Source organism: Streptomyces sp. YIM S03343 (assembly GCF_054729195.1).
In genome coordinates this window covers 5,689,148-5,713,403 of the sequence record NZ_JBPUKX010000001.1, presented here as the reverse complement: position 1 = coordinate 5,713,403, position 24,256 = coordinate 5,689,148, and the positions used below count along the sequence as shown (strand labels likewise).

20 protein-coding genes and 1 pseudogene are annotated in these 24,256 nt (G+C 67.6%); 6 read left to right on the top strand and 15 right to left on the bottom strand.

Annotated elements, in window-relative coordinates; genetic code table 11:
• Window positions 1-174 precede the first annotated feature (174 nt).
• The 7 genes from ACSYGN_RS24945 to ACSYGN_RS24915 all read right to left on the bottom strand — a co-directional run bounded on the left by ACSYGN_RS24945 (window position 175) and on the right by ACSYGN_RS24915 (window position 7,778).
• The gene (locus ACSYGN_RS24945) at window positions 175-939 is read right to left on the bottom strand and encodes an anti-sigma factor family protein (protein WP_460399244.1); all 765 of its coding nucleotides are present in this window, start codon (window positions 937-939) and stop codon (window positions 175-177) included.
• 47 nt (window positions 940-986) lie between these two features.
• Complete coding sequence (locus ACSYGN_RS24940; protein ID WP_010039908.1) at window positions 987-1,508, bottom strand: sigma-70 family RNA polymerase sigma factor; 522 nt, start codon at window positions 1,506-1,508, stop codon at window positions 987-989.
• A 592-nt stretch (window positions 1,509-2,100) separates the two neighbouring features.
• Window positions 2,101-2,769, bottom strand: coding sequence for a CGNR zinc finger domain-containing protein (locus ACSYGN_RS24935; protein ID WP_460399242.1), 669 nt, complete (start codon window positions 2,767-2,769; stop codon window positions 2,101-2,103).
• Between the two features lie 104 nt (window positions 2,770-2,873).
• Window positions 2,874-4,052, bottom strand: coding sequence for a uroporphyrinogen-III synthase (locus ACSYGN_RS24930; RefSeq protein ID WP_460399240.1), 1,179 nt, complete (start codon window positions 4,050-4,052; stop codon window positions 2,874-2,876).
• A 123-nt stretch (window positions 4,053-4,175) separates the two neighbouring features.
• Window positions 4,176-5,558 carry a nitrate/nitrite transporter gene (locus ACSYGN_RS24925; RefSeq protein WP_460399238.1) on the bottom strand — a complete coding sequence of 461 codons (1,383 nt, stop codon included), beginning with the start codon at window positions 5,556-5,558 and terminating at the stop codon, window positions 4,176-4,178.
• 186 nt (window positions 5,559-5,744) lie between these two features.
• Window positions 5,745-7,244, bottom strand: coding sequence for an ATP-binding protein (locus ACSYGN_RS24920; protein ID WP_460399236.1), 1,500 nt, complete (start codon window positions 7,242-7,244; stop codon window positions 5,745-5,747).
• A 78-nt stretch (window positions 7,245-7,322) separates the two neighbouring features.
• A complete protein-coding gene (locus ACSYGN_RS24915) occupies window positions 7,323-7,778 on the bottom strand; it encodes an ATP-binding protein (protein ID WP_460399234.1) in 456 nt (151 codons plus the stop codon).
• Window positions 7,779-7,999: 221 nt separating this feature from the next.
• Between ACSYGN_RS24915 and ACSYGN_RS24910 the strand changes: the two genes are divergently transcribed.
• The 3 genes from ACSYGN_RS24910 to ACSYGN_RS24900 are packed head-to-tail and all read left to right on the top strand — an operon-like array spanning window position 8,000 to window position 9,658.
• Entirely contained in the window at window positions 8,000-8,854 is an 855-nt protein-coding gene (locus tag ACSYGN_RS24910; RefSeq protein WP_460403713.1) for a helix-turn-helix domain-containing protein, read from the top strand.
• A gap of 11 nt (window positions 8,855-8,865) precedes the next feature.
• On the top strand, window positions 8,866-9,048 hold the full coding sequence (locus ACSYGN_RS24905; protein WP_460399232.1) for a DUF397 domain-containing protein: 183 nt from the start codon (window positions 8,866-8,868) through the stop codon (window positions 9,046-9,048).
• A gap of 52 nt (window positions 9,049-9,100) precedes the next feature.
• Entirely contained in the window at window positions 9,101-9,658 is a 558-nt protein-coding gene (locus tag ACSYGN_RS24900; RefSeq protein ID WP_460399230.1) for a hypothetical protein, read from the top strand.
• A gap of 15 nt (window positions 9,659-9,673) precedes the next feature.
• Here the strand turns inward: ACSYGN_RS24900 and ACSYGN_RS24895 are convergent, their stop codons facing one another.
• From ACSYGN_RS24895 to ACSYGN_RS24885, 3 genes are all read right to left on the bottom strand, one after another.
• Window positions 9,674-10,189 carry a GNAT family N-acetyltransferase gene (locus tag ACSYGN_RS24895; protein ID WP_460403711.1) on the bottom strand — a complete coding sequence of 172 codons (516 nt, stop codon included), beginning with the start codon at window positions 10,187-10,189 and terminating at the stop codon, window positions 9,674-9,676.
• A gap of 435 nt (window positions 10,190-10,624) precedes the next feature.
• Window positions 10,625-11,182 carry a hypothetical protein gene (locus ACSYGN_RS24890; RefSeq protein ID WP_460399228.1) on the bottom strand — a complete coding sequence of 186 codons (558 nt, stop codon included), beginning with the start codon at window positions 11,180-11,182 and terminating at the stop codon, window positions 10,625-10,627.
• Between the two features lie 80 nt (window positions 11,183-11,262).
• Complete coding sequence (locus tag ACSYGN_RS24885) at window positions 11,263-17,091, bottom strand: DNRLRE domain-containing protein (protein WP_460399226.1); 5,829 nt, start codon at window positions 17,089-17,091, stop codon at window positions 11,263-11,265.
• Here ACSYGN_RS24885 and ACSYGN_RS24880 point away from each other — a divergent pair.
• Window positions 17,084-17,548 carry a hypothetical protein gene (locus ACSYGN_RS24880; RefSeq protein WP_460399224.1) on the top strand — a complete coding sequence of 155 codons (465 nt, stop codon included), beginning with the start codon at window positions 17,084-17,086 and terminating at the stop codon, window positions 17,546-17,548. The two genes, ACSYGN_RS24885 and ACSYGN_RS24880, sit on opposite strands and share 8 nt — an antisense overlap.
• A gap of 501 nt (window positions 17,549-18,049) precedes the next feature.
• On the opposite strand, the gene ACSYGN_RS24875 is transcribed toward ACSYGN_RS24880, so the two are convergent.
• Genes ACSYGN_RS24875 through ACSYGN_RS24865 form a run of 3 tightly spaced genes read right to left on the bottom strand, consistent with a single transcriptional unit; the run spans window position 18,050 to window position 21,404 of the window.
• Window positions 18,050-18,364, bottom strand: coding sequence for an SCO4225 family membrane protein (locus ACSYGN_RS24875; RefSeq protein ID WP_460399222.1), 315 nt, complete (start codon window positions 18,362-18,364; stop codon window positions 18,050-18,052).
• Between the two features lie 23 nt (window positions 18,365-18,387).
• The gene (locus tag ACSYGN_RS24870) at window positions 18,388-19,080 is read right to left on the bottom strand and encodes a response regulator (RefSeq protein WP_460399220.1); all 693 of its coding nucleotides are present in this window, start codon (window positions 19,078-19,080) and stop codon (window positions 18,388-18,390) included.
• Window positions 19,077-21,404 (bottom strand): sensor histidine kinase, encoded by a 2,328-nt coding sequence (locus tag ACSYGN_RS24865; RefSeq protein ID WP_460399218.1) that lies wholly within the window; start codon window positions 21,402-21,404, stop codon window positions 19,077-19,079. Before ACSYGN_RS24865 ends, ACSYGN_RS24870 begins: the two co-directional genes overlap by 4 nt.
• Window positions 21,405-21,766: 362 nt before the next feature.
• Between ACSYGN_RS24865 and ACSYGN_RS24860 the strand changes: the two genes are divergently transcribed.
• Window positions 21,767-22,216 (top strand): DUF5707 domain-containing protein, encoded by a 450-nt coding sequence (locus tag ACSYGN_RS24860; protein WP_460399216.1) that lies wholly within the window; start codon window positions 21,767-21,769, stop codon window positions 22,214-22,216.
• Between the two features lie 69 nt (window positions 22,217-22,285).
• Here the strand turns inward: ACSYGN_RS24860 and ACSYGN_RS24855 are convergent, their stop codons facing one another.
• Entirely contained in the window at window positions 22,286-22,531 is a 246-nt protein-coding gene (locus ACSYGN_RS24855) for a hypothetical protein (RefSeq protein ID WP_460399214.1), read from the bottom strand.
• A 585-nt stretch (window positions 22,532-23,116) separates the two neighbouring features.
• Here ACSYGN_RS24855 and ACSYGN_RS24850 point away from each other — a divergent pair.
• Window positions 23,117-23,325 (top strand): annotated as a pseudogene (locus tag ACSYGN_RS24850) (SDR family NAD(P)-dependent oxidoreductase); the annotation flags it as partial.
• 103 nt (window positions 23,326-23,428) lie between these two features.
• On the opposite strand, the gene ACSYGN_RS24845 reads toward ACSYGN_RS24850, so the two are convergent.
• On the bottom strand, window positions 23,429-23,992 hold the full coding sequence (locus tag ACSYGN_RS24845; RefSeq protein ID WP_460399212.1) for a Uma2 family endonuclease: 564 nt from the start codon (window positions 23,990-23,992) through the stop codon (window positions 23,429-23,431).
• Between the last annotated feature and the right edge of the window lie 264 nt (window positions 23,993-24,256).

The window sequence follows — 24,256 nt, the reverse complement described above, 5'->3', positions numbered from 1 at the left end:
GTCGACTACGCGTCTACTACGCATCAGCCACGTATCGGCCACACGGCGGTCGCACGCACAGTGGCATACGCAATCGCACCTACGACCGCAACGACCATGTGCGTGGCCGTCCGCCCGGCCGTACGGCGGTCGCACGGCCGGGTACGAGCGGACACCACCGGGTGGACGACCGGTTCAGGTATTGACCTGAACGAGCTTCTTGCCGCTGAAGGTCATCACCTCGAAGTGATCGATCTGGTTCGGCGCGAAGGCCGCTCCACCGTGAACATACAGGGGATTCTTGGCCTCCTCCGTCTTGGCGTTGGGGACGGCGTAGCCCCAGTTCGGGACCGACCAGGAGGTGACGGTCTCGCGTTCGCCGTTCTTGCCCACGGCGATCAGCGAGCACTTCTCCGGGCCGTTCACATTCTTGAGCTGGAGGACGGCGTGGGTGCCCCAGTCCTTCTTCTCAATGGCGACGGTCGCGGTGACATGCGTCTTCGCGTCGGTCGCGGTGACCTTGTCGCCCATGGTCTGGAACGCCGCCTGGGCGGGTCCCATGGCCTGGTTGTTGCCCGTGTCGCTGCCGGATCCGCCGTTCACCGCGACCACCGCGAGGGGCCCGCCGACGATCAGCACGGCCGCCGCGGCGACCAGGTAGAAGCTCCGGCGGCGCTTCTGCGCGCGGGTCTCGGAGACCTCGTCGACCAGCCGCTCCACCAGCCGCGGGCTGGGCCTGGCGGACAGGGACTCCCCGATCGCGGGGGTGCTCCCGGAACCCGGCAGGTCCGCGAGCGCGGCCAGCATCGGCTCCATCCCGGCAAGTTCGTCCAGCTGACGGGCGCACCACTCACAGCCCGCGAGATGAGCTTCGAATGCGGTCGCCTCGGCGTCGTCGAGAATGCCGAGTGCGTAGGCGCCGACGGTTTCGTGCTCGTTCGGGGCCGGAGATCCTTGCATGGCACCAGACATACCCGAACCACCCGTTCCGAATCCCCCGTAAACGCTCATGCCGTCACCCCCCGCTCCTCCAGGGCCAGCTTCATCGACCGCAGGGCGTAGAACACCCTCGAGCGGACGGTGCCGCTGGGTATGCCCAGGGTCTCCGCCGCCTCATTGACGGTACGCCCTTTGAAGTAGGTCTCGACGAGCACCTCCCGGTGGGCCGGGGTCAGGTCGTCGAGAGCGTCGGACAGCGTCATCAGCCACAGCGCCTTGTCGATCTCGTCCTCCGCGGGGATGACCTCCAGCGGCGACGGATCGACCTCCTGAGGCCGGGCCTGCCGGCTGCGGTGTCCGTCGATGACGATGCGCCGGGCGACCGTCACCAGCCAGGGGCGTACCGAACCGGTCGCTCGATTGAGCTGGCCGGCGTTCTTCCAGGCACGGATGAGGGTTTCCTGCACGACGTCCTCTGCTCGCTGCCGATCACCGGCGACCAGTCGCAGGACATAGGCGAGGAGGGGTCCGGCGTGCTCTCGATACAGGGCACGCATCAGCTCCTCGTCGGGTTCCGAGGGCTGGGACATGCGATGTCGGGCCCTCGATGCACGTTCATTGGCCACGACGGAATCCTTGCGCACGCCCACCTCCGATGTCCGGGGGTTCCCCCAGTCGGTCGCTCGCCGTGGGGTACGGACGCGGACTCGGCGGTGTTCAACGTGACGTGACAGTTTTCTGCGAGGTGACGTGACGAGCGGGACATGCGACCACATTCCCACCGCGCGATCTTTACATTTCCGACACAGCAGTTGAGGCGCCGGGACGGTCCGCTGGGACACAGGGACCATTGGGGTGTTGCGCAAATCACGTCCGCTGTGAGCGGGTCCCACTGTGGCGATCGTGTCACATATGCCACGAAGGGGACACAGGGCTGAGGGCGCGGGGGCGCGTCTGGCACGTTCGGGCGTACGCCGGGGGTGTTCGGGGGGCGGGTTCGGGGGGCGTGCTCGGGCGGCGGGCGGGGGTGCGCCCCGGGTGCCCGAGGGGTGGTTCCGGCGGGAGTCGGGGGTCGGGGTTCAGGGGTCGGAGGTCGGGCGGGGCCCCAGGATCCGTGATCGTTCTCGCGCGGTACCCGGGCCGCCCGGGCACCCGGTCGCGTGATCGTTCTCGCCCGGTCGCTCACGTGCGGGCGAGGGCCGCGCGGCGGCGGTGGCGGGCCACCCGTTCCCGGTTGCCGCAGACCTCGCTGGAGCACCAGCGCCGACGCCGCCCCCGCGAGGTGTCGACGTACACGATGGGGCAGTTGTCCCCCTCGCACTGCCGGATCCCGGCGCGGGCGACGGGGTCGGTGAGCAGGTCCACCGCGTCCCTGGCGATCACGGCGAGCAGCGCGGCGCACTCCGCCGGACCGTCCAACTCCCGTACGAGGGACCCGTCCAGCCGCCGTACGGCGCGTGGGGCAGGGGGTGCGACGCGGGCGATGTCGTTGATACGGGCGAGCGAGATGTCGTAGGGCCGGTTCTCGACGTGCGGCCGGGTCTCGATGAACGGCCGGTTCTCGACCGGGCGCCCGAGAGAGGGCGCCGACGTCTCCCCCGCCCCGGCCATCGCCCACCGCACCAACCGGCCGACGTGGGAGCGCAGTTCGCGGAAGCCGGCCGGCCAGGAGGCGTCGGCCCTGCTGAGCGGGGTACCCGGCGGGACGAGACCGGCTCCCCCGATCCAGACACCCAACGAGGCGAGGGAGTCGAGGCGTTCGACGGGGTGGGTGGTGGAGAGGAGGTCCAGACAGATCCGCCCGGCGTCGAACCGCATCTCGTACGGGGCCGGGAACGTACCCAGTGCCATGTGCCTGTCACCGCCTAGAGGGTCGGGGACCGTCTGTCCCCTTACCTTGCCTTCCCGTCGGCGGCGCCGATACCCCTCGTACGGCGTCCCGCGCCCCCGTGTCGTCAGGCGTCGGCCGCGTACTTGGTGTCGGCGGCCGGGTCGAGGGCGAGGCGGTAGCCGCGTTTGACCACGGTCTGGATCAGCTTGGGGGCACCGAGGGCGGTGCGGAGGCGGGCCATGGCGGTCTCCACGGCGTGCTCGTCACGCCCCGCACCGGGCAGGGCGCGCAGCAGGTCGGCGCGGGGGACCACCCAGCCGGGACGGCGGGACAGGGCCCGCAGCAGGGCCATGCCGGCCGGCGGAACCGGCCGGAGCCCGCCGTCGACGAGCACGGCGTGCCCGCGGATCTGCACCCGGTGCCCGGCGATGGGCAACGACCGTGCCCGGCCGGGCAGTTCCTGGCAGAGGAGCTGAACGAGGGGCCCGAGCCGGAAGCGTTCGGGCTGGATGGTGTCGATGCCGTGCGCCTGGAGCGGCAGCGCGGTGACGGGGCCGACACAGGCGGACACCACGTCGTGGTGGAGGGCACCGAGCAACTCCTGCAGCAGCCCGCGCTGTTCGGCCCGGGACAGCAGGGATGCGGCGGCGGGGGCGCTGGTGAAGGTGAGGGCGTCCAGGCCACGGGAGACGCTGGCGTCGAGGAGCCGGTCGACGGGGCCGATGTCCTCGGGCGGCATCCACCGGTACACGGGGACGGAGAGGATCTCGGCGCCGCCGGCCCGGAGCGCCTCGACGAACCCGGGCAGAGGTTCGCCGTGAAGCTGTACGGCGATACGGCGCCCGTCGACGCCCTCCTCCAGCAGCCTGTCCAGTACTTCGGCCATGGACTCGCTGGACGGCGACCACTCCTCGGTCAGCCCGGCGGCACGGATGGCCCCCTTGACCTTGGGCCCACGGGCGAGCAACTCGACCCCCCGCAGCCGCCCGAGCAGCGCCTCCCCGAGCCCCCACCCTTCCGCCGCCTCCACCCACCCGCGGAACCCGATGGCGGTGGTGGCTACCACGACGTCAGGCGCCTGGTCGATGATCTCCTTGGTGGCGGCGAGGAGTTCGCTGTCGTCGGCGAGCGGCACGATGCGCAGGGCGGGCGCGTGCAGCACGGCTGCGCCGCGCCGCTGGAGCAGGGCACCGAGTTCGTCGGCCCGGCGCGCGGCGGTGACCCCGACGGTGAACCCGGCGAGGGGCCCGTGCTGCTTCGGCGAGGTTGTGGCGTTCTCCTGCATGTCATGCATGTCGTACATAGATTCTCGTCCCGCAGTCGAGTCACGTGGTGGCGGCTGCTCGCGTGGTCGCGGCTGCATACCGACCGAGCCTGTCAACGGTGCGTGACAGGCTCGGTTCGGGTTGATGTCGCCGGTGTTACGTCACACCTCGGCGTAGCTGAGCTGGGGCGTCGTCTCGGCGACGCTGCTGGCCCGGACCTGGAGGGCGGGGCGGCGAAGGTATACGGCCCAGGTGACGGCGAAACAGGCGCCGTAGAAGGCGAGGAAGGCGACGAAAGCGCCGGTGCCGGAGCCGTAGGAGAGGAAGGACTGCCGGAAGGCGAGGTTGATCCCGACACCGCCGAGCGCGCCGACGGCACCGATGAGCCCCATGGAGGCCCCGGACAGCCGCCGCCCGTACGCCACGGCAGCCTCCCCGGTGAGCCCCTTGGCAAGGGCCTTGGCCTGGAAGATCCCGGGAATCATCTTGTAGGTCGACCCGTTCCCGAGCCCACTCAGCGCGAACAGCACCACGAACACGGACACGAACAGCGGCAGCGACTTCTGCATGCTGGCGACGACGAGGACGGCGGTGGCGGCGGCCATGCCGACGTAGTTGTAGAGGGTGATGCGCGCCCCGCCGAACCGGTCGGCGAGCCAGCCGCCCACGGGCCGGACGAGGGAGCCGAGCAGCGGGCCGATGAAGGTGAGGTAGGCGGCCTGGAGCGGCGTACGCCCGAACTGGTTGGTGAGCACCTGCCCGAAGGCGAAGCTGTAGCCGATGAACGAGCCGAAGGTGCCGATGTAGAGGAAGGACATGATCCAGGTGTGGGCGTCGCGAGCGGCATCCTTGACGGCACCGGTGTCGTTCTTGACCGATGCCAGATTGTCCATGAACAGCGCGGCGAACACGGCGGCGACGACGATGAGCGGGATGTAGATCCCGAGCAGCACGCGCGGCCCCCCACTGGCCCCGATGATGGCAAGGGCGACCAGCTGAATCACCGGCACCCCGATGTTGCCGCCACCGGCGTTAAGCCCAAGCGCCCACCCCTTCTGCCGGAGCGGGAAGAAGGCGTTGATGTTGGTCATGGAGGAGGCGAAGTTGCCACCCCCGACCCCGGCGAGCAGCCCGACCAGGAGAAAGGTGTCGAAGGACGTCCCCGGCTTCATCACGGCGAACGCGGCGACGGTCGGGACGAGGAGGAGACCGGCGGAGACGATGGTCCAGTTCCGCCCGCCGAACACGGCGACCGCGAAGGTGTAGGGCACCCGGACGACCGCGCCGACGAGGGTGACCATCGAGGTGAGCAGGAACTTGTCGGCGGGGGTGAGCCCGTACTCCGGCCCCATGAAGAGCACGAGGACGGACCAGAGGGTCCAGACCGAGAAGCCGATGTGCTCGGAGAGCACGGAGAAGGCAAGGTTCCGGCGGGCGACCTTCTCTCCGCCGGCGTTCCAGAACGCCTCGTCCTCAGGATCCCAGCGCTGGATCCAGCGGCTCCCCTTCGGGGGCGGTGGTGCGGTTGCGGTACTCGGGGTCATGACGCCTCCTCGGCTCCGGGGCAGGTCCGGGGTCTGGTGGGAGCGGTACGAGTCCCGACGGTAGGGAGGCGGCGTTTCCGGCCTGTGGCTGTGGGTGACCGGAAGGGAACGTTGCTCTCACCCGGCGGGGGGTGGGGGTGAGAGGTCGTAGGGCGGCGGGTCTGATGTGAGTTGTACGGCTGTGAGCTACACGACGGCGTAGAGGTCCCGCAGCCCGACGAGTTGCACCCGCCCCGCCGCTGCCTCGGCGACGAGCTCGGCCGACGGCTCGCTGCGCACGTAGACGGCGAGCGCACAGTCGTCCGCGTCCCAGCCCTGGACGAGGAGCAGTTCACGGATATGTTCGAGCCGCCGCAGATCGGAGCAGGTCCGGGCCTTGTTGGTGGCCTTGGCCTCGCCGAGGAGGGTGATGCGAGCGCGTTTGTCACGGGCGCGGGAGGCCCGGCTGAGGGCGACCACATCGACTTCGTGCCCTCGGTGCTCACGGCAGGCGACCGTGGTCGTACCGACCTGCCCGATGTCGTCGAGGCCACGCTCACGCCCGTAGCGGAGGGTCCACTGTCGGGCGAGGTCCTCGAAGTGCGGTCCGAGGACCTTGGCGGAGAAGGTCTCGCGGGACCGTTCCCAGGCGGCGCGCCCTTCGCGCATCTCGAAGTCGACGAGGTTCGGCCGGACGATCAGGTCGTGAAAACGGACGATGGGGTCGGCGACGGTGATCACGGGCTTGCGCTGGAGAAGGATGTCCTGGTCGTACCGGATGAAGGCGGCGGCTTTCATGATGTTGAGGTGGTATGTCAGCGTCTTGGCGTCCATTCCGACCAGCCCCCCGATCTGGGTGGGCGTGGCGGCGCCGGAGGCAACGGCTTCCCAGATGGCGTGGTAGGTGGCGCGATCGCTTATGCGGGGATCCTCGGCAAGGAGATACTCCGGCTCGGTGAAGAGGATGTGCGACGGGTTGAAGACACTGCGGGACAACCACTCGTAGAACCCGTCGTCACCGGACCCGGGTACCGGCGGCTCACCCACGACGTCACGGTAGCCGGGCGCACCACCGAGCACGGCGTCGACGAGGAAGGCGGTCGCGGGGTCGTCGGCCACGTCCCAGTACTCGGCGGCATCGCGGAAACCGAAGGGCCCGATGCGCATGTCGATGACGGCACGGCCGCGCAGGGCCTGGTCACCGGCGAGGAGGGTGGACATGGTGGAGATGGCGGACCCACAGAGGATGATCCGCAGCGGCGGCTTCCCGGTCGAGGGCCCGCGCTGGTCGTAGAGCGCCTGGAGCACGGAAGGCAGTTCGGGCGAATGGGCGACGAGGTAGGGAAACTCGTCGAGCACGAGAAGCGGAGGGGCGCCGTCTTGGGTACGACGGCTGGTCAGCACATCGGCGGCGGTGTCCATGGCCTCGACCCAGGACCCGAACCGCCCGACCCGGAACCCGAGCCCCTGGGAAAGCCCGTCGGCGAAGCGGTCCAGCGCCATGGCGCGGCTCTGTTGGAGGGCGAGGGTGTAGACCCCACCGACTGCACGGCACAGGTGCTCCAGCAGGAACGACTTCCCGTGCCGTCGGCGCCCTCGTACGACGCCGATGCGCAGGCCGGGGGCAGGGTCAGTGCAGAAGCGGGCGAGTTCGGCCCATTCATGGGTCCGGTCGAAGACGCCGGTGGGCTTGGGGGTGGGCGGCATGGGGCCTCCTCCGACGGTTGGGCGACTAGCCTGATTGCCGTTAGCCTAACTGGAGTGAGGCTAATTTCTCGCAGGTGATCAGCCGATCACGTTCTGCTCGCCACCCACCTCGAACCACAGCAGCTTCCCGGTCCCCCGCCCGAGCGGGTTGCCCCCGAAGGACCAGCCACCCCAGGAGTCGGCGTACTGCTCGACGAGGAACAGGCCGCGACCGCCCTCGGCACAGGCGTCCGGGACGCGCCCTCGGGTCGGACCACCGAAGGGCGCGGGGATGTAGGGGTGCCCGTCCCAGACCCCGACCCGCAGCCGCCCATCGCCAAGTGCGGCCAGCCACAGGGCGGCAGGCCCGTCGGTGTGCTGGTAGGTGTTGGTCACCAATTCGGAGGTCAGCAGCTCGACGGTGTCGATGACTTCTCCCATCCCATGAGTGCTGAGAGCGGCCCGTACGGTCATACGTGCGACACGTGCGGCGCGAGGGTCATGCGGGAGGCGGAGGGCGTACGCCCAAGTGCCGGGCGGGGCTACGGTGACCATGGTGGACCTCCGGGCAGGAAGGGATGGCTGTGCTCAACGGCCATGCCGGGCGGTGGCTTTGCCTTGGGAGGTGCGCTTCCGACCTACGGGTGCACGGAGTTGAGCGGCGTGAAACTCACCATAGACCGCGTGATGTGATACTTAACGTCAAACGAGCGTGATGATTAATAATTCCCTCCTGAGAGTGAATCGCAGGAGGACGCATGACGAGAGAGGGCTCCGTGCCACCCAGTCCCGCCCCTGCCCTGCGCCAGCAGCGCCTTGGCACCGAACTGCGCAAGCTCCGGGAGCGCTCGGGGCTGACCGCAACCGCCGCTGCGGAACTGCTCGGTCTCAAACAGGCCCAGATCAGCAGCATTGAAGCCGGTCGCTATGCCGTCGGCGCCGACCGCGTCCGCACTCTGGCCCGCGCATACAGCTGCGGCGACCCAGCCCTGATCGAAGCCCTCGCCTCGATGACCGGCGGCCGCACTCGTGGCTGGTGGGACAGCTACCGGGATTACTTGCCCGTCGGGTTGATCGACCTCGCTGAACTGGAGCATCACGCGGTCGCTTTGCGAGTAGCCCTCTGCTTGCATATCCCCGCCCTGCTGCAGAGCACGGATCACGCCCGCGCCATGCTGCGAGAGGCGGTTCCGCCCTTCCGCCCGTACGAACTCGAACACCGCCTCTCGTACCGCATCAAGCGGCAAGAAGTGCTGCACCGTTCAGTCCCGCTCCCCTACACGGCGCTGCTGCATGAAGCGGCTCTGCACGTGCAGTACGGAGGTCCGGATATCGCTCGCGTGCAGTTGACACACCTCCTGGACCTCAGCGAACAGGACAACATCACAATCCGGGTGATCCCCTTCGCCTCGCCCCACTTCCCCGGCAATGGCCAGTCCTTTGACTACGCGGTCGGCCCGGTCCCTCAACTCGACACGGTCCAATTGGACACGCATCACGGCGGCTGTGAGTTCCTGGACGCGGATGCGCAGTTGACCAAGTACCGGACCGTGCTGGAACGGATGGAGTCCTGCGCCCTCGAACCTACCGAATCACGACAGATCATCGACAGGATCAAACGCGGCCTCTGAGGGAGAGCGACATGCACATACTCACCTGGCGGAAATCCACGCACAGCCCCGACGGCTCGAACTGCGTCGAGATAGCCGCCACCCCCACCACCATCCACATCCGCGACTCCAAGACCCCAGCCAGCCCCCACCTGACCTTCCCGCTCACCGGTTGGTCGGACTTCGTCACATACGCAGCCGAAACAGAGCGCTGAGTCGATCCGCGTCCCCGGCCGGCCCACCGCTCCATGCGGCAGAGTGGCCGCCATGTCTCCGTCGTATGCTCAGCCCATCCTGAGAACGGCTGTCCTCACAGAGCAGTTGCACATCGTCGGGAAGCTGCTTGAGATCGCCGATCTCCGGGACCTCGAAGTCGACTTCGAGGCGCGTGTCTCCTCGGCACGAGTTCTGACACCGCTGCTCCAACTGCTGCCGCGTGCCGAGTGGTGGCCGGAGGACGAGAAGAGCGACTCGTTGGCGGAGCACGATGATCCGTCGGCGCATCTGCCCCTTCGGATGAGGAGCTGGGGCGAGTCGCCGGAGGCCGTGGGACCGTTCCTCGAAGCTGTGGGCGACAGTCCGGCCGCGGTGCGGTGGGACTTCATGGGCTGGCCCGAGGCACCCGAGGCGGGCCTGGGGCCAGGAGGGGCCCGGGGCGCGTTTGTGACGCTGGTCATCCATGCCCGCGATCTGGAACTGGAAGAACCGGTCACCGATCACACGGTCTTCGTACACGTCAAACAGGTCGAAGCCGAGCGCGCACCGTGGCTGGCCGCCCAGGTCGGATTGCGGGTCATCGGCGATCTGGTGGAAGCACCGTACTGACCGGCACCGCGCCTTCTACAGCGCCCGGAACCTGTCCTCCATGTCGGTGACGCGCTCGGCCCTGCGGCCCATGAGATAGACCCTGCTGTGGGTGCGCTGGACCTCGTGCAGCAGCGTGAAGCCCTGGGTCTCGTTGTACCTCACCAGTTCGGGGAAGTGGCAACCGCGGCGAACCCATGTGCGCCCTTGCTGCGCTGCCCGGTCCACCGCCCACAGGCCCATCACGGTTCCTGGCTTCTTGTCGCGATAAGCGGGGTCGGTGACGGTCGAGTACAGGTAATGAGCTGGCTCGTTCAGCTCGTCGTCGATCCAGCCCCACGGCGGGGTCTGTTCCTGAACGGTCGTGCAGCCGATGATCCGCCGGTCGTCCCCTGCGAGGACGAACACATCACCATCGGGATTCTCGGCCTGCCGTGCGAGTCCGGCCGCGTTCTCCCTCCAGCTCGGAAGACCACGTTCCTCCAGCCAGCCGGAGCGAGCGAGGATCAGGGCTTCGACGGCGGGAATGTCATCGGCTGTGGCCGGGTGCATGGCGAACACGCCGTCTCCTCAGGGTTGGAAGGAACTACAGAAAGACTCGAGCGGCGAGGTGGAGGTCCAACACTTCGAGCAGTTGCGCGTCTCCGTCCTCACGGTACGGCCCCTGCGCCAGCCGAAGGACGGCCGCCCGAAGACCGTGGGGGTTTATTCCCTACAGCGACTATTACGAAGCGCTCAAGAACGGTCGGACGCACGCGGAGTGACGTCGGTGTTGGCCGGGCACGGCTCCAGCACGCACAGGCGCATCCACGCGAGGCGCACCGCTGCATTTTGAACCGTTCCGGGTTCGGTAAAAATCTCTACCGAACCCGGAACGGTTCACCTGCACGCCGCCCGCCCCGCGCTGCAAGAGCACGTCAAGCGCCGATCCTGAGCAGGGCGCCGGTGGTGCCCTGCCGCAGCCGGCGGCCCAACTTAGCCGTTGTGTCAGCCTTCCAGTTCGATTGACTCAAGGACCCGATGCTGAGCGTCGAAGAACCGTACCGTCACAGTTTCACCAGTGGGATAGACGACGAGACCGACGCCCCACGGCGATATTTCTCCCGAATGCCCCCCAATGCTAGTTGAGACCGAAAATGCAACTACTTGATCATTGCACCAAAATTCCGAACAGCACAACTCGAGCGAATCCCCGTTCACTGGCACCCAGTCAACGTGCCGCCCATCCTCGAATACTCCACCCCTGCTGATTGCTTGCCTGTCAAAACGTTTAAGATTAGGTGCGGTTCCACCCGAGAGTCGGTCGGTGTGCCGCCATTGACCTTCTCGCAGGTAAGCGAACATGGTGTAGCTGCGATAGTCTGCCAGTTCTTGATCCCATTCGACCAGCATCACCACACCGATATCGACATGCTTGACTGAGGCGATGACTTGGCACCCTTCACTACTCAAGCGGCCAGCCGCCACCGCATCTGCCGATTCTTTAAGGTGTCGTACCCCTACAGTGAATGGATTGTCTTCACTTATGCCAGCGCGAGTGTTCATAGAACCCAAGATAGCAGGAAAGAGAGCGAGCGGGATGCCGAGCCAGAATTGGCTCGACACCCCGCAGGGATCAACAAAATCTACTTCATGCGACAGGCGTGGGAGAATACCGCCCCCGACTGCCACGTCCCGTCCCAGTCGTACCCGTAGGCGCTTGCTTCACCCCAGAAGTTGATGACCTGCCCGTGTTTAGCATGATTTATCTGCGTGTGCGCATGCCAATACGCGGAGGCCTTGTTACGACCTGCCGCTGGATGCGACATCGCACTGGAGAGTATCCATATGCGGATTTTCTCGCCCGATACATGCTGCTTGTAGTTACTCTTAGGTCCCCACATGTCGAGCCGTACAATAAAACCCCCGCTCCCATTATGCTTGATTTTTACCTGTGTCTTGTAGCCATTCCCCAGGTAATCGACAAAGCTACGGCACCTGGGCAGCGCCGGAGTGGGGTCGACGTACTTGCCACTGAGGTCTGTGCTGTTCACTGGATCGGCACAGGTGTACTCGTAGGCGTTGCAGTTGCCGCCCGTGATCGGGTCCCGGCTCAAGAAGCGGCCGACCGTGCTGTCGTAGAGACGAATGCCCATGAGGACGGCGCCCGTGACAGTGTCAGCGGAACGCTGCTGTCCGCCGAGCCAGCCGTAGCGGGTGGCGGCTGTGCTGTCCTCGGGGTTGCCGTATTCGTCATACGCCTGCACAACCGCGGTCTTCGAGGTGTCCAGTGGCAGTTCCACGGTCACGTCGCCTTGAAGATCCGTTAGCTGCAGAACGGTGTCGCCTGAGGCCCGAGTTTCAGCGTCCAGGCTGCGGTCGATGCCTTGAACGTTGCGGGTGATGGTGCCACTGCTGTCTTCGGCGGTCCAGGTCGGGCTGTCGCAGCCGCAGCCGTAGTGGTTGGCTTTGGCGCTGGTCTGGGTCCAGGTGCCATCGCTGCCTTGTGTTTCGGTGGTCCAGGAGGTCAGGCGCCAGGTTGCATCCAATTCCCACGTCTGGCGGACTCCGTTGACGGCCTCCTGTCGTACGAGGTCGCTGGTGTAGTAGCCGATCGTGGCTCCGGACGCCTGAGTTGTGGTGCGGCCGAACGCATCGTAGGTCGTTCCGGAGGAAACCAGCCGGTCGGCACTGTCGTAGTTGTAGGAGGTGGTGGTGGCGCCGGTGGATGTGCAGGCTGCTCCGACATCGCTGGTCGAGGTGGCGAAGGCGGTGCGGTTGGTGTTGCTGTCGAGGGTGTAGCCGCGGCGGGTGCAGGCTCCGTCCGGGTTCGTGTCGTCCGTTCGGCTCAAGCGGCCAGCCGCGTCGTAGGAGTAGCTGCGCTCCCGGGTCTGGCCATTGGTGTTGGTGTCAGTGACGGCCTCGCCTTGGACGTCGGGGTCGACGCTGTCGGAAGCGACGATGGTGCTGTCGCTGTCTCGCGTGCAGATCCGGGATGTCTGGGCGCCTGTTTCGTCCTGGGTGATGGTGAGGGTGTAGCCGCCGGGGAGGGCCTGTGTGGCCAGGTTTCCGTCGGCGTCGTAGGTCGCGGTGAAAGTGCCGGCGACCGAGTCGGTGCGGGAGGTCTCCAGGCCGCGTGGGTCATGGGAGGTGTCGTAGGTGTAGGTGGTGGTGGACGGGGCGGAGTCAATGGTCTTCACCACGCGGTCCAGCAAGTCATATGCGGTGGTGGTGATGTTGCCCGTGCCGTCGTTGTAGGAGACCTCCCTCCCGAGGGCATCGTAGGTGTGGCTGATGGTCTGTCCGTTTGAGGTCACTGTGGCCACATGGCCGGTGTCGGTGTCGTAGGTGGTGGTGACATCCGACACCGAGGTGCCTGCGCCGCCGCTGATTGCGGTTTTGAGGGCGCGGCCTGCGTTGTCGTAGCTCGTTGTCGTAGTGCGGGTGACGCCGCCGACGGACTCCGAGATCCTGTTGGTGTTGCCCCAGCGGTCGTACTCGTAGGTTTTGGTAGGCAGCTGAGACGGGTTGGAACCACCGTTGGTGATCGCACCGGCTGGTGCGGTGGTGCACACCAGGTCGGCCCATTCTGGGTGTCCGTTGCAGGTGCCGCTGCCGGTTGCTGAGTAGTAGGTGCTCACTGTGGTGTCGGCATCGGTGCCGTCGGACTTGGGCTGCCGTGCCGTCGTCACTCTGCCCTGCGCGTCGTACGAGGTGGTTTTGGTGATGGCGAGGCCGTTGGGATCGGTCACCGTTGTGGTGGGCAGGCCCTTGGCCCAGTCGTACGTGGAGGTGACGGTGCGGATGTCCGCGTCGGAAGGGTAGTCCTTCACGTCAGCGCCGGTCTTTGTCGTAGTGACCTGGTTGGTCACGGACGCAGTGCCGTCGGTGGGCCGTCCTTCGTCATAGGACGTAGTGATGTGCTGCCGGGCGGGGATGTGTGTACCGGCGGGCAAGTCGGTTCCGCCGGACCCAGCCTTGAGTACGGAGGTCAGGGTGACCAAATGCAGCGGGCCGTACTCTGCGGTCTTCTGCAGCCCGTCGCTGGAGTAGACCGAGATGGTCGAGAGTTGCTCTGCACGGTCGGCGATGGCGTCCTGGCCGATGTCCAGCAATGCCAGCTCTGTCTGTTGGGCATCGGTTGCACCCAGAGCAAGCTCCCGGTTCGCAGCCGTGAGTTCACGGGTCGTGTTTCCGAAGCGGTCGTACTCGGTGGTGTCGATATGGCCGCCCGGGGTGGCAGTATTTACCTCTCGGCCGGAGACGTCCGCGTAGGTGATCGTGGCCCGCTGATAGCCAGAGGCGGCCAAGTCGTCGCCCGTGTTGGACGGCGGTGCCGCATCTGCCGGGAAGACGGCGGTGGCATCGGTTGGTACGTCGGTTTGGCCCCACGCTGCGACGTCCGAGGCGCTCATGGCATTCGGCGCCTTGGCGCCGCTGACTGGGACGCTGTAGACGACGCTGGTGGTGGCCGTGCCGTCCGTCTCTGTCTTGGCGCCCTGCTTCAGCTTCGGGCGGGAAGCCGACAGCAGCATGCCCGCTCCTGCAGTGGCCGAGCTGCCAGCGTTGCCGTAGGCGAACGTCCACGGCAGTTCTCCGTGTGCCGTCAGGGTGGTGACGCGGCCTGCCGAGTCGTAGCTATAGGCGGTCTTCAGTGCCGGACTGATCCGTGGATCCCACTCCTGGCGCAGCCGACCCGCGTCGTCGTACGCATACTGTGCGATCACAATGGCAGTTGCCGCCGAGGCGCCCGGATCAGTGGACCATTCCTTGATCTGGCTGACCTGGCCGGCGTAGTTACCGAAGGCCGAATTGGTTGCAGTGGTGGAGGAGGCGTAGACGAACTCAAGCATCCGGCACCCGGTTGTGGACGGCGTGGTCTTGCACGTTGACGCGGAGACTGCCGATGTCGGAGCGATGATGTACTTCGGGCGGGCCAGCGGGTTGGTGTTGGAACTGTTCGGGTCCTGCTCCGACACGACTTCAGTGCTGGAGTCTTCTGTCAGCAGGGACGACTGGGAAACCTGCCAAGTCAGGGCAGCCGAACCGACCTTCGCAAACGTCGTAGTAGTGCCTTCGTCGTCCTTCAGCTTGAAAGTCGAGATCGCAGTCCCATCGTTCGTCGTGTTTCCCGAGCTGTCCATGCTGGTCAGGGTCAGGTCTCCCCAGCTCGGGGCTGCCTTCCATCCCTTGGATGAAGTGGCGGTGAATCCGACCTCTCCCCCCTCCGCGTCGACCACGGCCACTGAAGTGGACGAGGTGCGCTTGAGATATGCCCAATCGGAATCCGCTGCACCAGCGGAAACTCCGGAGGCCCACTGCGGACCAAAAATAGCGGCCTGTCCAGGGGTATCACTACCCGCCGTCGGGCCACGTGATGACGCGGTACGCGATACCGACAGACCAAAGCTTGATACATCCGCCTCAGACAGGGTGAAGTCACCTGTCAGGGTGTTCACCGAGCCGGGGCCGATATCATCGCTCGGGGCGGAACCTGCGTTGCGGTCCACGGTGATCGTGTGCGGCTGCGAGTAGGCGGAGGTCGTGCCGTCGGTGAAAGCCGCCCGGATGTCCAGGGAACCGTCCTGCGAAAGCGAGTCGGCGACATTCCACGTCAAAGCCGCAGGCGAGCCACTGGACACGGCAACCGGCCAGGCCGAAATGGCCGAGCCGTCGGAGGACTTCGTAACATCCACGAACGGGATGCTGGTCCAGGAGTCGGTCTCACCACGCCGGTACTGGTAGGTGACACCCGTGTAGGTGGTCTTACCGGTGGAGGTGAGGCTGACGCGGCGGACGGCGCTGTCGCCCTCGCCCGGGGTCAGCAGGCCGACGCCGCCACCGACACCGAAGGCGTACGTCGTCGCGGAGGACGAGATGTTGCCGCCTGAGTCGACGGTCTTGGCGTACAGCTTGTGCCAGTCCTCGCCCGGCTTGATCGTGATGGTCAGCGGGTCGCCGCCGTTGCCGTCGGTGGTGTCGTAGGCACGGCCCGGCACGAGGGTGTCGTCGAGGCCCCAGTAGTAGCCCATGCCGTCCGTGGAGGACGTGTCGAGGGTGCATGTGGCGCCGCTGTCGGCCTTCGCGGTCCACGTGTTCTCGCTGTACGGGTCACAGGAGATCGTCGGGGCGGCGGGCTTGGCGACGTTCGGCACGAAGTAGATGTACGACGACCATGCCCCGTAGTCCGTACCGTCGTAGCCGCGCACCCGCATCCGCAGGTGTGCCCCGGCCAGTTGGCTCGCGCTCGGGACAGTCAGCGTCGCAGTGCTGCCGGAGGCCACCGAGGACGAAATACCGGTGTAGGAGTAGGAGGTCTCACCGCTGTACGACGGGTCGTTGGTGATCTCGAACTGTGCCTTGGCCGTTGAGCCGTCCGCGTCCGTCACCTTCGCCGACAGCGTCGGCGTGTAGGTCGTCACATATCGCCTACCGTTGTAGGCGTTCACCGAGCTCGGCGAGATCGCGAGCGAACTTGTCGTGGCGTACGAGTTGTAGGTCACGACCAGCTTCGGCGCGTAGCCGGAGGTGGTGTAGTTCGCGGACCGGAAGCGCCGCCAGGTGGTGGAGTCGCTCTCGCTGTCGGCGCGGACCTGGAGGCCGTAGTTGGTGGAGCCGTCCGCCCACGCCTGCACGATCGACTGCAGGTTCCAGTTCGACCAGGCGGCCGGGCAAGAGGAGTCGTAGCCCCAGTGTCCAGTGTTGTTGGCCGCCCCGGTGGTGGTGGTCGTCGGCTGCGCACCCCAGGTGATCGACGACGAGGACCACGACGAGGTGATCCGCTTCGCAACCGTGGCTGCTCCGGAGGTGGAGCAGGTGGCCGAGTAGTAGTTGTACAGCGACATGGTGGCGGCGGTGATGTGCTTGCCGGTGAACGGCGACACTTCAAACTTCAGGTACGAGCGTGCCGTGTCCGTGCCGGAGTCGTAAGTGCCGGACTTCAGTTCCTGGGAGGAGACCTGGGAGTCGGGGTAGTCGGGGTTCTGCACCCAGGTGTCGGTGGTGACCGCGAGGGTCGTGGTCGGGTCGACGGTCACCGGGTAGGTGGCGGTGGCCAGGAAGTCCTTGTCCGGGGTGAGGACCAGGGTCTGCGAGCCGTCGGATGCGGTCTTGATCTTCGTGTCGACGCTGTGCCGGTGGGCGGACTCGCCGGAGGCGGGGTCCTTGGAGGCGTCCCACATCATCGGGGCCGGTGCCTCGGCGATCAGGTCACCGTCGCTGTTCTTCAGCAGCAGGTGCCCGGAATCGGCCTGGGACAGCTTCAGGCCGTTGAGGTCCAGCGGGATCCGGTAGGAGACGGTTCCGTTGTCGGGCTGCAGGGTGAGCTTGATGTTCTCCGAGAAGCCCTGCGCCAGCGCGGTCACGGACAGCGTCTGCCCACTGCCCAGGTCGTAGGAGGCCGTGCTGTTCTTCACTGACGGGGCGGGCAGCGTGTCCTGCCAACCCAGCCCGAAAGACTCCTTGCCCTTGACCACCGATGCCAGCTTCGTGTCGCCGCCGTCGGAGACCGCGATGTCCGCCGCCGCGGCAGCCGGGGTGAGATCGGAGCCGGAGTCGGACAGCGACGTGTCAATGTCCTTCCACTTGCCGCCCTGCTTCACCCGCACCGGACCGGCCGACACCTCGGTCTCCAGCTCACCGCTGGGCAGCGCGTACGTCGTCGCATCCGCCGCCCGCGCGGACAGCACCTCGATCTTCCGGTCCTGCAAACGGGCCATCAGCACCGCCGACGCCTCGTCCTTCGCCTCCGCAGACCCCAACGACTTTCCGGAATCGGAGGATGTGGAGTCGGATGCCGAAGCAGCGGTATCCGCGGCAAACGCCGCCCCGGTGTCCTGTGCTAACAGCGCCGTCTCCACGGCCATCGCCAGCACCACAGCGATTGCCGTCCGCCGCAACCGCCGGACCCGACCTCTTCTCAACCTGCTTTAAAACGCAGGTCTATGACTCATGATCAGCTTCCTCTCTGACGCTCCGTAGCACGGAGCCAACAGAACGAAGCGATCTTTACGGAAGGCCTACAACGCACCGCCGCAAATCACAGGAGCGCCCACGCTAAACCCAAGTGATCATCAAGGGGGATGAAAACTGCTGCGCCGGAACCACGTCACGGCTGCCCTCGATGCACCTTTCGCACACGTAGAGCCCCAGCGCCAGCCGAAGCCTGAGTCACCGACGAGCCCCTCAACCAACTTCAAAATTTTTCCAAACTTTGAAAGAAAAACTATACCAATCGGTCAGGTTGCTACAAAGAGATTGGCCGAGCGGCCATCACGCTGCATGCGAATGGACCACACGCCGTTCCTGCTTCCCCACGACGACCACACGCCGCAGCACGAGCCGGAAGTGGCCCGCAGCCACTCATGACACCCCGCAGCTCACCGCTGAAGCCGCAGGCCGCAGCCCACCGGTGTGATCACCGGATGCCGGAGTTCAAGACACCGAGTCCCGGCCCCGACGCAGGGTTCGGGCGCACCAGCCGATGAGTGTGGCGTTGAGCAGCGCGCCGACGACGACTGCCGCTATGAGCACCTCTGAGCCGCCCGGGAGAGTGAGCAGCACCAGGCAGGTGGGCGCGGTGGCGAACAAGGGGATGACCATCGCCATCGCGCCGTCCGCGGTGGTACCCATGCTTACGACCAACGCCCATATCAACAGGGCAGCGCAGATCGCGAGGTAGCTGAGGGCGAAGACGTCGGTGAGGGCTTGGCGTAGTCGGTGGGTCAGGGAACGGGCGAAGGCAGGCATGGCGGAGGCTTTCTTCTGTGGGGTCAGGGGCGGGAGCCGGGTGGGTTCGGGCGGGCCAGGCCCAGGTCGTAGGCGAGGATCGTCGCCTGTACGCGGTCACGCAGGCCGAGTTTGCGCAGTAGGGCGTTCACGTGGGATTTCACCGTGCCGACGGTGATGCCGAGTTGCTCAGCGATCTCCGCGTTGCTGAGGCCGGACGCCACCAGGGAGAGGACCAGCCGTTCGCGTTCGGTGAGGCTGTGCAGGTCGTGCAGGCCGGGGGGAGTGCGCCCGGATGCGGGGGCCGGAACGGTTTCCGAGGCGTAGTGGCCTATCAGGCGGCGGGTCGCCGAGGGTGCCAGGACGCTCTCACCGGCGGCCACCACTCTTATGCCTTGCAGCAGTTCGGCGGGGTACACGTCCTTCAGGAGGAAGCCCGATGCGCCTGCGCGCAGCGCGTCGAACACGTACGCGTCCAAGTCGAAGGTAGTGAGGACCAGGACGCGGGGTGCGTTCTCTCTGCCCGCGATGATTCGGGTCGCGGCGATGCCGTCCAACTCGGGCATCCGGACGTCCATCACGATTACGTCGGGTGCCAACTCGCCGGTGAGCCGAACCGCTTCGGCGCCGTCGGCTGCCTCTCCGACGACCGTCATGTCCTCCTCGGCGTCGATGACCGCGGCGAATCCCGCCCGTACGATGCCCTGGTCGTCGGCTACCAGCACCCTGAGGCTCATCTTTCCCTCTTCTCGTCTGCAGCGGCGGCCGGATGCGGGCCCGGGGCGAGGGGCAGCCGTAGCCGGGCCGTTCCCGCCGGGCCGGTGGTCAGGGCGCCGTCGAGCGCCGCGACCCGCGCCGCCAGACGGTCCCGTACGGCAGGCCTGCCGACGCCCGGGACCCCGGTGGCCGTAAGCGTCAACGTACCGTCCGCCACGTCGAGTTCGAGTACCGCGGGTTCCTCGTCGCCGGACGCCAGCATCGTCTCGGCAGCGTGGTACGCGGCCAGGTCCACCGCTGTGGGCAGGTGTTCCGGTACACGGTCGGTCAGCCGTATCTCCACCTCGCGACCGGTGGCCCGACACTGCTGGGCGAGCAGGTCCAAGGCCTCAAGGGTGGGTTGCGGATGCAGTTCGGGCTCCGGGCCGCCGCTGCTCTCCCGGACCGTGTCGAGAAGGGCTCGCATCGCCGCCAGGGCCTCGCGGGCTCGCTCAGCGGTCGCTTCGAGCCGGCCCTCCTCCGCCTCCGCGACCATGTCCGCGGCGCGTGACAGCACGGTGGTCTCCAGTCCGGCTGCGATCCTGCGGCGCTCGGCCCAGGCGTCCCGGACGGCTTCCTCGGTCCAGGCGGCGAGATGTTCCTCCCGGGTGTCCCGGTCGCTGCGGTCGCGTCGTCCTCGTAGGGCTCCGTAGCGGTGGGCTGCGGCGGTCGCCAAGGTCGCCCCGGCCGTCGTGCCCACAGCAACCGCCCAGGTGGGAAGCGCGGTGCCCCGTTCCAGTACGGCTGCGGTCGCGGACGCCCCATGCACCGCCACTACGGCGGCCGGGAAGAACCATGGGAGCCATGGGCGCCTTGGGAGGCTCGCTGGCGCTTCGGCGGCCGTGGCGACCGCCACGCACGTGGCCAGCATGCTCAGCGTGGGTGGCAGCAGGACCGGGCCGCCGTACTCCCCCGCCGTCATCGCCACCGGCCACAGCGGGGCCAGGGCAAGCAGGACGCCCTGGGACACGCGCGGCGTCCGCCGCAGCCACAGCAGGGCAACCGCCTGGGCCGCCGCCAGCAGGGCGAAAAGCACCCCCGCCGACACCCGCTGCCCGCTCGCCGCACTCTGCGACCGGATGACCAGCACCGGAAGCAGCGACTGCAGGACGAGACCGGCCGCCGCCGCCAGCTGTGCGAGGCGGTAGCTCCTCGGGGCGGACCGCTCCACCGGGGTGGCCGTCCGGCCGGGCAGGACCGCGCGCACCTCCCAGCCGCCGTCCGCCGTCGGCCCGCTGGTCAGGGTGCCGCCCGCCTCCCGGGCCCGGGACCGCAGGAAGGCCTGGCCGCGTCCCCCGCCGAGGCCGGCGCCATGGGTCGCCGCGCCCTCGGGCGGCGCCGTGCTCGTGACCACGACGTCCGTCCGCGTGTCGCTGTACTGGCACAGCACCCTTGTGTGCGCACCCGGTGCGTGTCGTACCACGTTGGTCAGCGCCTCGCGCACGATGCCGTACGCCGCGTCCGCGACGGCCCCTTCGGGGAGGTCGTCGATCTCGCAGTCCACCTGCCTGCCGACGCGGCCGAATCCCGCGACCAGATCGAGCAACCGCTCCCGGGGTGAGGGAAGTTCGTCGCGCGAGGCCGTGGGTGACCGCACCGCGCCGAGCGCACGGATGACCTCGCGGCCGGTGTCGATGGCGAACCGCAGCGCCTCGTCGGCCAGTTGGGGGCGACGGTCGCGCAACCCGAGGGCCGCGCCCGCCGTGACCACGACGGCTGTCAGATGGTGGGCGCTGACGTCGTGCAACTCCCTTTCCATACGGCGTCGTTCCGCTGCCGGGAGGCGGTGGCGCTCGGACTCGGCCCGTTGCAGACGTTGTTCGGCTGCCCGCGAGGCGCGTCGTCGGCGCCGTACGAACAGGCCGGCACCGCACGCGGCCACGTACAGCAGGGCGGTGAGAACCAGGTCGAGGCCATCGGGGTCGCTGAGCCCGTGCAGCGACAGGCCGTGGAGGAGCTGCCACGCCGCAAGCGCCGTCACGCACAACAGGGCGGTGAACGTGTCGCGTTCGGTAGCCACGGTGAACAGGGCCAACGCCACCCCCGCCGTCCCCAGAACCGCCATCGCCCCTGCGGGCAGCGGACCCGCGCCCAGCGCGCAGGCGGCGGCGACCAGGACGAGCGCGGCCACCGGGCGGGTGCGACGCAGTGCGAGTACGGCCGTCACCGTCCCGGCGACAAGGGCGTCCACGAGGAGGTGAGATGCCGCCGGGACCTCTCCGCGCGCGAACGCCGCACCCGGCCACACCAGTGCCTGGGCGCAGAGCAACAGCACCGGCAGCAGCCGGTCGTCATTTCGCTTCATAGCAGCCAAAGGCTATGGCGGCAGGTGAGCGGTCGGGCTCCGGCTGGAGGGGGATTCCGTTCTCTAACCTGAGGTGCAGACGCGACGATGCCCGGTCAGCCGGTGGACAGCCCGTGCATCTCCTCTATCCCAGGTTGGACGCGGCAATCATCCGGTCGCCCGAGGACCGCGCGGCACGCGGCGGCCTAGTCTCGATCGCATCGGGAAGGCGGCCGGACATCGGCTCGCAACTAGCTCGACCAGCGGTTTCTTCATCACCTTCGGGCGGACCGCGCCGTCCCGCCACGACCCGCAGGCCCACCGGTCAGCATCGGTCACCGGACACCGGTCCTGCTCCGTACCCATCCCAAGGGGGAATTTCCATGTCCAAGCGCATCGTCGTCTCGTCCCTCATCGGCATCACCGCTCTCGGCGCGGTGGCGGCCGGCGGCTACGCCATGGCCTCGACCAACAGCAAGCCGACCCTGAAGAACGGCTCGGCCCACTACACCGCCCCGTCCGGCAACAAGGCGGGCTCGTTCACGTTCGCCGCGGACGTGAGCGACGACTCAGGCATCCGCGGCCTCAAGGTCCTGGTGTGGCCCGCGAGTTCGAAGCTCGACCCGAACGAGGCGGAACTCCGGCACGTGGAGAGCGCCACATGCCGCAGCACCTCGGACGAGACCACCCACTGTGTCTACACGCTGAAGGTCACCACGAAGGACGCGGCCGACCTGGACCCGGGCACGTGGAAGGTCTCGGCCCTGGCAACGGCGAAGGACGGCGACACGCTGTTCGTCCCCCAGGCCACCGCCTTCGAGGTCGCACGCTGACCCATCCCAGCGGCCGGGCACCTCACCGGTGCCTGGCCCCGCGTCAGAGAGGTACAACCATCGTGATAGTCACTCGGCGGCACTCCCGCGCCGGTCGCCGCGGGCTGCGATGTAGGCGTCGTGATTCTCTGCGTAGTCGGCGGGGGCGTCGATGCTGCCGGCGAGAGCGAGGAAGCTGGCCGGGAGCAGGTCACCCTCGTCGTCCGCCTCGTCAGTCTGCTCTTGCGCTCGCGGCGGGAGGACATCGGCGAACTCTTCGTCCTGGCTGATGATCAGGCGGAGGCGGCGGGCCTGGCGAGGACTGAGGTGTTCCACCGCGTACCGCAGGTCTTCGTAGTCGCGTGCTGCCTGCCCCAGCCTGGCACGTAGGCCCCCTCGGCGTCCTGGAGCAGCGACCTTTGCCTCCGCAGCCCGCGCAGGCGGGCGGCCCGAAGCCGGGCCCTGGCAGCGTCCGGGCCTGAGCGGGAGGCGTCCCTCGTCGGTCGGGCAGCGCCGTGCCAGGGTTCCCCGGGGGCCGCCAAGGCTCACATCGTGACGCGTGCGCTCGGCCTTGGCGGCCCCCGGGGGGCCTCGCGTCCGCTGGCCGAAGCCGGGCGTGATGGTGCGGCCGGTGGAGCTGTTCGCCACTCCGTGGGCGCGGACCTTCAACGGTCAGCTTCCCGACGGCGTCGCCTGCCGTGCCGTCCGCTTGGAGCTGGTCGCGGCGGAGGCGGCCCAGTGACCGGCCTCGATAGTCAGGGGCCGCAGCGGAGGCTGCACGGGCTGCGCCCGTTGCCGAGTACCGAGGCAAAGGCGACGTTCGCCGCCTCCGACGCTGTGCTCGCCCGGCTCGGCCTGGCCCCGGCGGATACGGCCGGGCTGGACCTGGCCGACATTCTCCGCCTGATATCGGAGACCGAGCAGCGGGTCCACGCCTGTGCCTGCAACCTGACGGATCCCGCCTCGATCCGCGACTTCGCGTCCAGCGTCACCCAGCACACCGACCGCGTCGACATCCTGATCAACAATGGCTTGTGCTACCTCGAAGGACCGGACCTCCAGTCAGCCTCCGACGCGATGTCGTCGACACCATCGCATCCGGTGCCACGGGCACGGTCCTGACCGTAAAGATCTCGCTTTCGCAGGTCAGCGTCGGTCGGTGAGTCTGCGGAAGTCCGTCGGCGTACGCCGTTGACGAGTTCGGTTGCCGTCAACGTTGCCGTCTGACGGCAACTACTGCCGGGAGAGTCCAGCCGGATCGATTGCGATGGGGAAGGGGGCGTCCAGGTGGGTGGTCGCGCCCGCGAGTGCGGTCGTCCGCTCCACGTATCGGCCGCCTTGCAGCTCGTAGATGACGAGCATCGGGGCAGGATCGAACTCGAGCCGCCAGAAGTGCGGGATGGCGGCCTCGGCGTACAGCATGGGCTTGACCTTGCGGTCCATGGTGCTGTTGCCGGGGGAGACGAGTTCGACGACGAGCTGGACCGCGCCGATATCGACAGTGACCGGATCATCGGCGGTCGCGCCGGCATCGGCCACCACCAGGTCGGGAACGACCAAGCCCGACGGCAGGACGACGTTGACGCCTTCCAGGATCTCCACCGGCGCACCAACAGCCCGGGCGGCCGCGTCCAGGGCGACATGGAGGCGGAACGAGGCCCGCTGGTGGCGGACACCGGGTGCAGGGGACATTACGAGGGACTCCCCCAGCAGCTCGTAGCGGGTGGTGCGATCTTCAGGTAGGGCGAGGACGTCGGCGACGGTCCAGGGCCCGGTGTGATCGAAGGCGACGCTCATTCCCCTTCACCTCCTCGTCCGCCCAGCGGTCTCGGTGTAACCCCGGCACGCGGTACACGGCCAGCATACGGGCGCCCTCACCTGCCGACACCAGCTTTCGCCGCCCCGAGCGACACTCCGAACACGCGTGTCATGAAGCCCTCTACCCGGGATGGCGTCGGCATGGGTTCACGCATGGCGGGCCTGGTCTGCCACGTGCTGACGCGTCGAGAGGTGCGGGCCCGCATCTCCTCGCGCTGGGGCCGGTGAAACCTCCAGGGTCCC